Below are 1,401 nucleotides of genomic sequence, written 5' to 3' on the forward strand. Positions count from 1 at the left end.
ATATTATATTTGTTGTATAGAATCTCTTTAAAGACAAGAAAAGTAGGTGAACAAAGTGGGAAAATATCAATTGGATACCAAAGGTCAGTTAGCTGTGTCAAAGTTTCATGAAAAACAGACGCCTGCCAAATTTGATAAAAAGCAGCAACTTGAAAAAATGCGTGCTGAATATTTGAAAAAGAAGCAAAAACAAACAGATAAATAAATTGGCCTTACTTATAATTTTTATTAACAATCGTAACAAAAAAAATTAGCCCTCCAAATAAAAATAGGAGGGTTTTATATTTTTCTAATAAGTTAGTTGAGCGTTGCTAAGTACATTTCTCTTTTTCTTTAAAAGTCTTGTCTATTTTTTATTATTATCTGTTAAAGCTAAATTTTTTCTTTAACTTTTTAGATAAATGTTTTATCACTTTTCACTTCATTTACGATTTGATAAACTAAAACAAAAAGGAGGAGTAACTATGACAAATGAAGATAAAAACAAATTTTTTCAAAAATACCTCAAAAATGCCTCTTCCTATCTTGGAAATAAAGAAAAATCTTCTGAATTACTAAAAAAAGCGATGAATCTAGCACCAAAGAAAAAGGGTGCATTAGGCGATGCGTGGGAAAAAGTTATCCTTTTCATTGATTTATTTAAAGCTTATATTAACGGTAGCTACAGAGACATTTCTACTAAATCAATTTTAACGGTGATCGCAGCATTACTCTATTTCGTCAGTCCGATTGACGCCTTACCGGATTTTATTGTAGGAATGGGACTTTTGGATGATGCAACAATTCTAGCCTTCACATTTAAACAACTAAACACTGACATTGAGAAATTTAAAATTTGGAAAAATAAAAAACAAGAGGAAAATGAACTACTTGATAAAGAAGATTGATCATTTTATAAACAATTAATAAATTATGTCGATAAACGTTATATAACCATCTAGTAAATTTTTTTCTAAGGAAGGATGTATAGCGTGCTATCAATAGGAGATACGGTCTTTATCGAAGAAAAGATCGATGATCAAATAATATATTATAAATCAAGACTTGTAGATATACTTGACCAACAGCTTCATTTAGACATACCAATTAATGAATTGACAGGTAGAAATGCTATATTTACAAGAAATTCAACTTTTAAAACTTTATTTCTAAATAAGAAATTAGAACTTTATACCTGTGACTTAACATATATCCAAACTTTACATGAAACTGTCCCTGTAATGGTTTTTAATAAACCGAATGAAAATGAATTAGTAAAAGAGCAAAGAAGAAGATTCTTTCGTATCCCATCTACTACTGAAATCACAGTACTTTCAATTGATGAAGAGTTTACACCAATCAAATCATTATCACAGGATATAAGTGCTGGAGGAGTTGCGATTCATATTCCAAAATCAATTC

General features: G+C 29.0%; 3 protein-coding genes. All 3 read left to right on the plus strand.

Annotation, left to right across the window (positions count from 1 at the left end; translation table 11 throughout):
• The first annotated feature begins 55 nt into the window (after positions 1-55).
• Entirely contained in the window at positions 56-205 is a 150-nt protein-coding gene (locus tag V7056_RS20610) for a hypothetical protein (RefSeq protein ID WP_499704256.1), read from the plus strand.
• Positions 206-464: 259 nt separating this feature from the next.
• Positions 465-887, plus strand: coding sequence for a YkvA family protein (locus V7056_RS20615; protein WP_499704257.1), 423 nt, complete (start codon positions 465-467; stop codon positions 885-887).
• 84 nt (positions 888-971) lie between these two features.
• Positions 972-1,401, plus strand: a 430-nt coding sequence (locus V7056_RS20620) for a flagellar brake domain-containing protein (protein ID WP_499704258.1), incomplete at its 3' end; no start/stop codon positions are given.

This window comes from Bacillus sp. JJ664, from assembly GCF_036962205.1.
GTDB lineage: Bacteria > Bacillota > Bacilli > Bacillales > Bacillaceae_G > Gottfriedia.

Bases quoted from the DNA above. Each gene is read 5' to 3' on its own strand.
- V7056_RS20615 (WP_499704257.1), top strand. From the start codon at position 465: ATGACAAATGAAGATAAAAACAAATTTTTTCAAAAATACCTCAAAAAT.